We start from the raw sequence: 9,782 nt of genomic DNA on the forward strand, positions 1-9,782 counted from the left end.
CGGGCGCGCCGCCCCGCCCGGACGACGACCGACCGGAACGACCGCCTCTGAGGCATGGAGCCCACGCAATGGAGAACGAGCACAAGCTTCGCGACTACCTCAAGCGGGCGACCGCCGACCTGCGCCAGGCCCGCAGGCGGCTGCGCGAGGTGGAGGAGAAGAACGAGGAGCCCATCGCCATCGTCGCGATGAGCTGCCGCTACCCCGGAGGCGTGCAGACCCCCGAGGACCTGTGGCGGCTCGTCGCGAACGGTGAGGACGCCATCTCCGCCTTCCCGGTCGACCGCGGCTGGGACGTCGAGTCGCTGTACGACGCCGACCCCGACAGCGCGGGATCCAGCTACGTCAGCGAGGGCGGCTTCCTCTACGACGCCGGCCGTTTCGACCCCGCCCCCTTCGGGATCTCGCCACGTGAGGCGCTGGCGATGGACCCGCAGCAGCGGCTGCTGCTGGAGACGGCGTGGGAGGCGTTCGAGCGGGCCGGCATCGACCCGTCCTCGCTGCGCGGCAGCAGGACGGCCGTCTTCGCGGGCGTCATGTACCACGACTACACCGCTCGCCTCGACTCCGTCCCCGACGGCGTCGAGGGCTTCCTCGGCACCGGCAGCAGCGGCAGCATCGCCTCCGGGCGCGTCGCCTACACCTTCGGTCTCGAGGGCCCGGCCGTCACCATTGACACGGCCTGCTCGTCGTCGCTGGTGGCGCTGCACCTGGCGGTGCAGGCGCTGCGGGCGGGGGAGTGCTCGATGGCCCTGGCCGGCGGCGTCACCGTCATGGCCACCCCGTCGACGTTCACCGAGTTCAGCCGTCAGCGCGGCCTCGCGGCGGACGGCCGCTGCAAGCCCTTCGCGGCCGCCGCCGACGGCACGGGCTGGGGCGAGGGCGCGGGCATGCTCCTGGTCGAGCGGCTGTCGGACGCGCGGCGCAACGGTCACCCGGTGCTGGCGGTGGTGCGGGGTTCGGCGATCAACCAGGACGGCGCGAGCAACGGCCTGACGGCGCCCAACGGCCCGTCCCAGCAGCGCGTCATCCACCAGGCGCTCACCAACGCGCGCCTGTCCGCGGCCGACGTGGATGTGGTGGAGGCGCACGGCACCGGCACGACGCTCGGCGACCCCATCGAGGCGCAGGCCCTCCTCGCCACGTACGGGCAGGAACACACGCCCCAACAGCCGCTGCTGCTCGGCTCGATCAAGTCGAACATCGGGCACACGCAGGCCGCGGCCGGCGTCGCCAGCATCATCAAGATGGTGCTGGCGATGCGGCATGGTGTGGTGCCGAAGTCGCTGCATGTCGATGAGCCGTCGCCGCATGTGGACTGGGCGTCGGGTGCGGTGTCGTTGGCGTCGGATGCGGTGGTGTGGCCGGAGTCGGGGCGTGCGCGGCGGGCGGGTGTGTCGTCGTTCGGGTTCAGTGGGACGAACGCGCACGTGATCGTGGAGCAGGCGCCGGAGCCCGAGGCTGAGTCTGAGGCGCCGTCGTCGGCCGATGGTCCTGCGGTGGTGCCGTGGGTGCTGTCGGGCAAGAGTGCGGTGGCGTTGCGGGGTCAGGCGGAGCGGTTGTCGGGCTGGCTTGCGGGTGAGGCTGGTTCGGCGGCGTCGGTTGCTGAGGTGGGGTGGTCGTTGGCGTCGTCGCGGGCGGCGTTGGAGCACCGTGCGGTGGTGCTGGGTGACAATGCGGCGGGGTTGTCGGCGGTGGCGCAGGGTGTGCCGGCGGCGGGTGTGGTGTCCGGGCGGGTCGTCGGTGGCAAGACGGTGTTTGTGTTCCCGGGTCAGGGCTCGCAGTGGGTGGGCATGGCCGAGGAACTGCTGGATTCCTCGCCGGTGTTCGCGGAGCGGATAGGGGAGTGCGCTCGGGCGTTGGAGCCGTTGACCGGTTGGTCGCTGGTGGATGTGCTGCGTGGTGTGGAGGGCGCTCCGTCGCTGGAGCGTGTGGACGTCGTCCAGCCTGCGCTGTTCGCGGTGATGGTGTCGCTGGCGGAGGTCTGGAAGGCCGCGGGGGTGCGTCCGGCTGCGGTGATCGGGCATTCACAGGGCGAGATCGCGGCGGCCTGCGTTGCCGGAATCCTGTCGCTGGAGGACGCGGCCCGGGTGGTGGCTCTGCGGAGTCAGGCGATCGGTCGGGTGCTGGCGGGTCTGGGTGGCATGGTGTCGGTGGCGTTGTCCGCGGACCAGACGCGCGAGCGGATCGCGGCCTGGGGCGAGGACCGGATCTCCGTTGCCGCGGTGAACGGCCCCTCCTCGGTCGTGGTCTCGGGTGAGGTCGAGGCGCTGGACGAGCTGCTGGCCTCGTGCGAGGCGGACGGGGTGCGGGCGCGGCGGATCGCGGTGGACTACGCGTCGCACTCCGCGCAGGTCGACCTGCTCGAAGAAGAACTCGGGAAGCTGCTGGCGCCGATCACCCCGGGTGAGGCTCAGGTGCCGTTCCTGTCGACGGTGACCGGCGAGTGGATGTCCGGCCCGGAGCTGGACGGCGGTTACTGGTTCCGCAACCTGCGGCAGACGGTGGAGCTGGAGCAGGCGGTCCGGACGTTGCTGGAGCAGGGCTTCGGAGTGTTCGTCGAGTCCAGCCCCCACCCGGTCCTGACGGTCGGGCTGCAGGAGACCGTCGAGGACGCGGGCCGTGAGGCTGCCGTCCTGGGTTCGCTGCGCCGCAATGAAGGCGGTCTGGAGCGGTTCTGGCTGTCCCTGGGTGAGGCTTACGTCCACGGCGCGTCCGTGGACTGGCAGGCGGTGTTCGCCGGGACCGGCGCGCAGCGCGTCGACCTGCCCACCTACGCCTTCCAGCGCGAGCACTACTGGCTGGAGAGCGGAACCCCCGAGGCTGTTGGGGCCGCCGCCCCCGCCGACAGCGTGGAGGCCCGCTTCTGGGAGGCCGTCGAGCGCAACGATGTGGCTGCCCTGACAGCCGAGTTGGACGTGGACGGCGACCAGGCGCTGACCGCGCTGCTTCCGGCGCTGTCGTCGTGGCGCCGGCAGAGCCGTGAGCAGTCCACCGTCGACGGCTGGCGCTACCGCGTCACGTGGAAGCCGGTGCCCGAGCCGGCCGCCGCTCGCCTGACCGGCACCTGGCTGCTCGCCGTCCCCGACACGCTCACCGGCGCGGACGAGGAGTGGGCGGCCGCCGTCGAGCGCACGCTCATCGACCGCGGCGCTGACGTGCGGCGGATCGCCATCGTCCGGAACGGCGACGACACGCGCGCCGAACTCACCGTACGCATACGTGAAGCGCTCGCCGACGAGCCTGCTGTGTCCGGTGTCGTCTGCCTGTCGACGCCCTCGGGCACCGCGGCCGGCACTGTCGTCACCACGCTCTCCGTCGTCCAGGCGCTCGGTGACGCCGAGGTGACCGCGCCGCTGTGGTGCGTGACCCGCGGCGCCGTCGCCGCCGGTCGCTCCGAGCGGCTGGAGTACCCGGCGCAGGCGCTGATCTGGGGTCTTGGCCGCGTGACCGCGCTCGAGCACGGCGAGCGCTGGGGCGGCCTGGTGGACCTCCCCGGCACGGACGACGTGGACGACCGGGCGCTCGCCCGGCTTGCCGGCGTCCTGGCGGGTGACGCGGCCGAGGACCAGGTCGCGGTACGCCCGGGTGGCCTGTTCGCACGCCGTCTGGTGCGCGCGCGGCTCGCGGAGACCAGCACGGTCCGTGAGTGGCGGCCGCGGGGCACGGTGCTGGTGACCGGCGGTACGGGTGCGCTCGGTGCGCATGTCGCCCGCTGGCTCGCGTCCAACGGTGCCGAGCACCTGGTGCTGACCAGCCGCCGCGGCATCGACGCTCCCGGCGCGGCCGAGCTGCGCGACGAACTGACCGCACTCGGCGCCGAGGTGACCGTCGCCGCCTGCGACGTCGCCGACCGGGACGCCCTCGCCGCGCTTCTCGACGCCGTCCCCGCCGACCGCCCCCTGACCGCCGTCGTCCACACCGCCGCCGTCCTCGACGACGGCGTGATCGAGGCCCTGACCCCCGACCAGGTGGAGGCGGTGCTCCGCGTCAAGGTCGACGCGACGCTGCACCTGCACGAGCTGACCCGCGACCTCGACCTTTCCGCGTTCGTGCTGTTCTCGTCCTTCGCCGCGACCTTCGGCGCGCCCGGCCAGGGCAACTACGCACCGGGCAACGCCTTCCTCGACGCGTTCGCCGAGCACCGCCGGGCGACAGGCCTGCCCGCGACCGCGATCGCCTGGGGCCCCTGGGGCGACGGCGGAATGGCGGAGGGCGCGGTCGGCGACCGCATGCGCCGCCACGGCGTCATCGAGATGGACCCGGAGCGGGCCGTCGCCGCGCTCCAGCACGCCCTGGACCGGGACGAGACGACGCTGACCGTCGCCGACATGGAGTGGAAGCGCTTCGTCCTCGCCTTCACCTCCGGCCGGTCCCGGCCGCTGCTGCACGACCTCCCCGAGGCGCGCGCCGCCGTCGAGAGCATCCGTACCGACGCCACCGAGGGCGCGGGCGACGCGGGTGAGTTCTCCCGGCGGCTCGCCGGTCAGCCCGCGGCCGAGCAGGAGCGTCTGCTCCTCGACCTCGTCCGCACCGCCGTCGCCGCCGTGCTGGGCTACGCGGGCCCCGAAGCGGTCGAGGCCGGGCGGGCGTTCAAGGAGCTCGGCTTCGACTCGCTGACCTCCGTCGAACTCCGCAACCGCCTGGTCGCCGCCAGCGGCCTCAAGCTCCCGCCCACCCTCGTGTTCGACTACCCGACGGCCACCGTCCTCGCCCGGTACCTGCGCGAGGAGATGTTCGGCCGGGAGGGCGGGGCGGCGTCCGCCGTCCCGACGCCCAGTGCCGCTGTCCTCGACGCCGAGCCCGTGGCGATCGTCGCGATGGCGTGCCGCTTCCCCGGGGGGGTGCGCACCCCCGAGGAGCTGTGGCAGCTGCTGTCCTCGGACGGCGACGCCCTGTCGCAGTTCCCCGCCGACCGCGGCTGGGACATCGAGGCGCTGTACGACCCCGACCCCGACGCGCAGGGCACCTCGTACACCCGCGAAGGCGGGTTCCTTTCCGGCGCGGCCGAGTTCGACCCCGGGTTCTTCGGGATCTCGCCGCGTGAGGCGCTGGCCATGGACCCGCAGCAGCGCCTGCTGCTGGAGACGTCCTGGGAGGCGTTCGAGCGGGCCGGCATCGACCCGCAGACCCTGCGCGGCAGCCAGGCCGGCGTCTTCGTCGGCACCAACGGCTCGGACTACGCCGAACTCGCCCGTACCGCGACCGAAGGCCTTGAAGGTCACCTCGCCACCGGCAGCGCCGGCAGTGTCGTCTCCGGCCGCATCTCGTACACCTTCGGTCTCGAAGGCCCGGCGGTCACCGTCGACACCGCCTGCTCCGCCTCGCTCGTCGCCCTGCACCTCGCCGTCCAGGCGCTGCGGGCGGGGGAGTGCTCGGTGGCCCTGGCCGGCGGCGTGACGGTCATGTCGACGCCCGGCACCTTCATCGAGTTCAGCCGCCAGCGGGGACTGTCCACGGACGGCCGCTGCAAGGCGTTCTCCTCCGACGCCGACGGCTTCAGCCCCGCCGAGGGCGTCGGCATGCTGCTCGTCGAGCGGCTGTCGGACGCGCGGCGCAACGGCCACCCCGTGCTCGCGGTCGTACGCGGCTCCGCCATCAACCAGGACGGCGCCAGCAACGGCCTCACCGCCCCCAACGGACCGTCCCAGCAGCGCGTCATCCGCCAGGCCCTCGCCAACGCGCGCCTCACGCCCTCGGACGTCGACGTCGTCGAGGCGCACGGCACCGGCACCACCCTCGGCGACCCCATCGAGGCGCAGGCGCTGCTCGCGACCTACGGCCAGGACCGCCCCGAGGGCCGGCCCCTGCTGCTCGGCTCGATCAAGTCGAACATCGGCCACGCGCAGGCCGCCGCCGGTGTCGCGGGCGTCATGAAGATCGTGCTCGCCATGGAGCACGGCGAGCTGCCGCGCAGCCTCCACATCGCCGAGCCCACCCCGCACGTCGACTGGACCGCGGGCGAGGTCGACCTGCTGACCGAGGCACGGCCGTGGCCGGAGACCGGACGCCCCTGGCGCGCGGGAGTCTCGTCGTTCGGCTTCAGCGGGACCAACGCGCATGCCATCATCGAGCAGGCCCCCGACGCCGCCCAGGGGTCCGCGCAGGACACGACCCCGGAACCGGAGCGGACACCCCTACTGACCGGGGTGACCCCTGACGGTTCCGTTCCGGGCCCGTCCACCGCCCTGCCCTGGACCCTCAGCGCGCGGACGCCGAAGGCCCTGCGGGGTCAGGCCGAACGCCTGCTGAACCACCTCGCCACCCACCCTGACCTGCGACTTGTCGACGTGGCCGGTTCCCTGGCCACGACCCGCGGCGCCCTGGACCAGCGCGCGGTCCTCGTCGCCCGCGAGCGCGCCGACGTCGTCACAGCCCTGACCGCCCTGGCCGCCGGGGAGACCTCACCGGTCCTGGCGCAGGGGTCTGCGATCGGGGGAAGGACGGTGTTCGTCTTCCCCGGACAGGGGTCGCAATGGGTAGGCATGGCCGAAGGGCTGTTGGACGCTTCAGCGGTGTTCGCTGCCCGGATGGAGGAGTGCGCTCAGGCGCTGGAGCCGTTGACCGGCTGGTCGCTGGTCGATGTGCTGCGTGGTGTGGAGGGTGCTCCGTCGCTGGAGCGCGTGGACGTGGTCCAGCCTGCGCTGTTCGCGGTGATGGTGTCGCTGGCGGAGGTGTGGAAGGCCGCGGGGGTGCGTCCGGCGGCGGTGATCGGGCACTCACAAGGCGAGATCGCGGCGGCCTGTGTCGCCGGGATCCTCTCGCTGGAGGACGCGGCCCGCGTCGTGGCTCTGCGCAGTCAGGCGATCGGCCGGGTGCTGGCCGGTCTCGGTGGCATGGTGTCGGTGGCGCTGCCGGCCGCGCAGGTCCGGGAGCGGATCGCGGCCTGGGGCGAGGAGCGGATCTCCGTTGCCGCGGTGAACGGCCCGTCCTCGGTTGTGGTCTCCGGCGAAGTGCAGGCCCTGGACGAGCTGCTTGCCTCGTGCGAGGCGGATGGCGTTCGGGCGCGGCGGATCGCGGTGGACTACGCGTCGCACTCCGCGCAGGTCGACCTCCTGCGCGACGAGCTGGCCGAGTTGCTGGCGCCGATCACCCCGGGTGAGGCTCAGGTGCCGTTCCTGTCGACGGTGACCGGTGAGTGGGTGTCCGGGTCCGAGCTGAACGCCGGGTACTGGTTCCGCAACCTGCGCCAGACCGTGGAGCTGGAGCAGGCGGTACGCACCCTGCTGGAGCAGGGCTTCGGGGTGTTCGTCGAGTCCAGCCCCCACCCTGTCCTCACGGTCGGGCTGCAGGAGACCGTCGAGGACGCCGGTCGCGAGGCCGCCGTCCTGGGCTCGCTGCGCCGGAACGAAGGCGGTCTGGAGCGGTTCTGGCTCTCCCTTGGCGAGGCTTACGTCCACGGTGCCTCCGTGGACTGGCAGGCGGTGTTCGCCGGGACCGGCGCGCAGCGCGTGGACCTGCCCACCTACGCCTTCCAGGCGCAGCGGTTCTGGCCCGAGATCGCCCCTGCGCCCGCGTTCGAGGCGCCGGTGGAGAGCGAGATCGACGCCCGTTTCTGGGCGGCCGTCGAACGCGAGGACCTCGACACGATCACCTCTGAACTCGCCGTCGACGCCGACCAGCCGCTGACCGCGCTGCTTCCGGCGCTGTCGTCGTGGCGCCGGCAGAGCCGTGAGCAGTCCACCGTCGACGGCTGGCGCTACCGCGTCACGTGGAAGCCGGTGCCCGAGCCCGCCTCCGCCCGCCTGACCGGCACGTGGCTGCTCGCCGTCCCCGGCACGCTCACCGGCGCGGACGAGGAGTGGGCGGCCGCCGTCGAGCGCACGCTGACCGACCGCGGGGCGCAGGTGCGCGTCGTACGGGTCGAGCACGGCACGGCCGACCGCAAGCAGCTGACGGCAGCGCTTAAGGCCGCACTCGACGACACCGCGCCCGTTGGCGTCCTCTCCCTCCTCGCCCTCGGCGGCGACAGCGCCCCGCTGCGCGAGCACGCCGGACTGCTGGCGACTGCCGCCCTGGTCCAGGCACTCGGCGACGCCGAGGTCACCGCGCCCCTGTGGTGCGTGACCCGCGGCGCGATCGCCACCGGCAGCTCCGAGGGGGTGACCGATCCCGCCCAGGCACTCGTCTGGGGCTTCGGCCGGACGGCCGCCCTGGAGTACCCCGACCGCTGGGGCGGTCTCGTCGACCTGCCCGGCACGGACACCGCGGACGACCGTACGCTCACCCGCCTCGCCGGCCTGCTGGCCGGCGACGGCGCGGAGGACGAGGTCGCGGTCCGGGCCTCCGGCGTCTTCGCGCGCCGGCTCGCACACGCGCCCGCCGCCGACGCGCCCGCCGGAAAGGCCTGGAGCCCCCAGGGCACGGTGCTGGTCACCGGTGGCACGGGTGCGCTGGGCGCTCACGTGTCCCGCTGGCTCGCGGCGAACGGCGCCGAGCATCTGGTGCTGGCCGGCCGCCGGGGCATCGACGCCCCCGGCGCCGCAGAGCTGCGCGACGAACTGACCGCGCTGGGCGCCGAGGTGACCGTCGCGGCCTGCGACGTCGCCGACCGGGACGCCCTCACCGCGCTCCTCGGGGCCGTCCCCGCCGACCGCCCCCTGACCGCCGTCGTCCACACCGCCGGTGTGCTCGACGACGGTGTCATCGACGCGCTCACGCCGGAACGCTTCGCGACCGTCCTCGCCCCCAAGGCGGAGGCGGCGCTCGCCCTGCACGAGCTCACCCGCGACCTGGACCTCTCCGCGTTCGTGCTCTTCTCCGGAGTCGCCGGCACGCTCGGCGACGGCGGGCAGGGCAACTACGCGGCGGCCAACGCCTATCTGGACGCCCTCGCGGAGCAGCGGCACGCCGAGGGGCTGGCCGCGACCTCCGTGGCGTGGGGCCGCTGGGGCGACAGCGGACTGGCGGCGGGCGGCGCGATCGGCGAACGCCTCGACCGCGGCGGCGTGCCCGCGATGGCGCCCGGTTCCGCGATCCGCGCGCTCCAGCAGGCCCTCGACCTGGGCGACGTGACCGTCGCGGTGGCCGACGTCCAGTGGGAGCGGTTCGCGCCCGGACACACCGCCGTGCGGCCGAGCCCGTTCCTGGCCGACCTGCCCGCGGTGCGGCGGCTGGCGGAGGCGGCGCGTTCCGGCGGTGCGGACGGCGATCCGGCCGGTGCCGGGCTCTCCCCGGCGGAGGCCCTGCGCCGCCGCCTGGAGGTCATGCCGCGGGCCGAACAGGGCCTGGCCGTGGCCGAGCTGGTCCGTACCCACGCGGCCGCGGCCCTCGGCCACCCGACCACCGACGAGGTCGGCGCGCAGCGCGCGTTCAAGGAGCTCGGCTTCGACTCCCTCATCGCGCTGGAGCTGCGCAACCGGCTGAACGCCGCGACCGGGCTGCGGCTCCCGGCCACCCTCGTCTTCGACCATCCGAACCCGGCGGTCCTGGCCGACTTCCTGCTCGGTGAGATCGTCCCGGACGGCGGCCCCGGCGCCGCCCCCGGCTTGGCGGAACTCGACAAGCTCGAGTCCGCGCTGTCCGTGCTCGACCCGGACGCCGCGGACACCCCGACCCGTACCGGCATCGCGCTGCGTCTGCAGGCCCTCCTGGCGAAGTGGGGTGAACCGCACACCGATTCCCGTGGCGAGGCCGTCACAGAAAAGCTCCAAGAGGCCACGCCCGACGAGCTCTTCGCCTTCATCGACAAGGAGCTCGGGATTTAAGCAGGCGGACAGCAGGCAGCACGCAGCAGGCAGCAGCAGCGCGAAGGTGTGACGAGAAGCATGGGTGAGGTTCCA

General features: G+C 73.7%; 1 protein-coding gene. It reads left to right on the plus strand.

The annotated features are described in order from the left end of the window. Nucleotides 1-47 precede the first annotated feature (47 nt). Nucleotides 48-9,707 (plus strand): type I polyketide synthase, encoded by a 9,660-nt coding sequence (locus tag ABZ479_RS22170; RefSeq protein ID WP_500463242.1) that lies wholly within the window; start codon nucleotides 48-50, stop codon nucleotides 9,705-9,707. Nucleotides 9,708-9,782 lie beyond the last annotated feature (75 nt).

This window comes from Streptomyces sp. NPDC005722, assembly GCF_040630935.1.
Classification (GTDB): domain Bacteria; phylum Actinomycetota; class Actinomycetes; order Streptomycetales; family Streptomycetaceae; genus Actinacidiphila.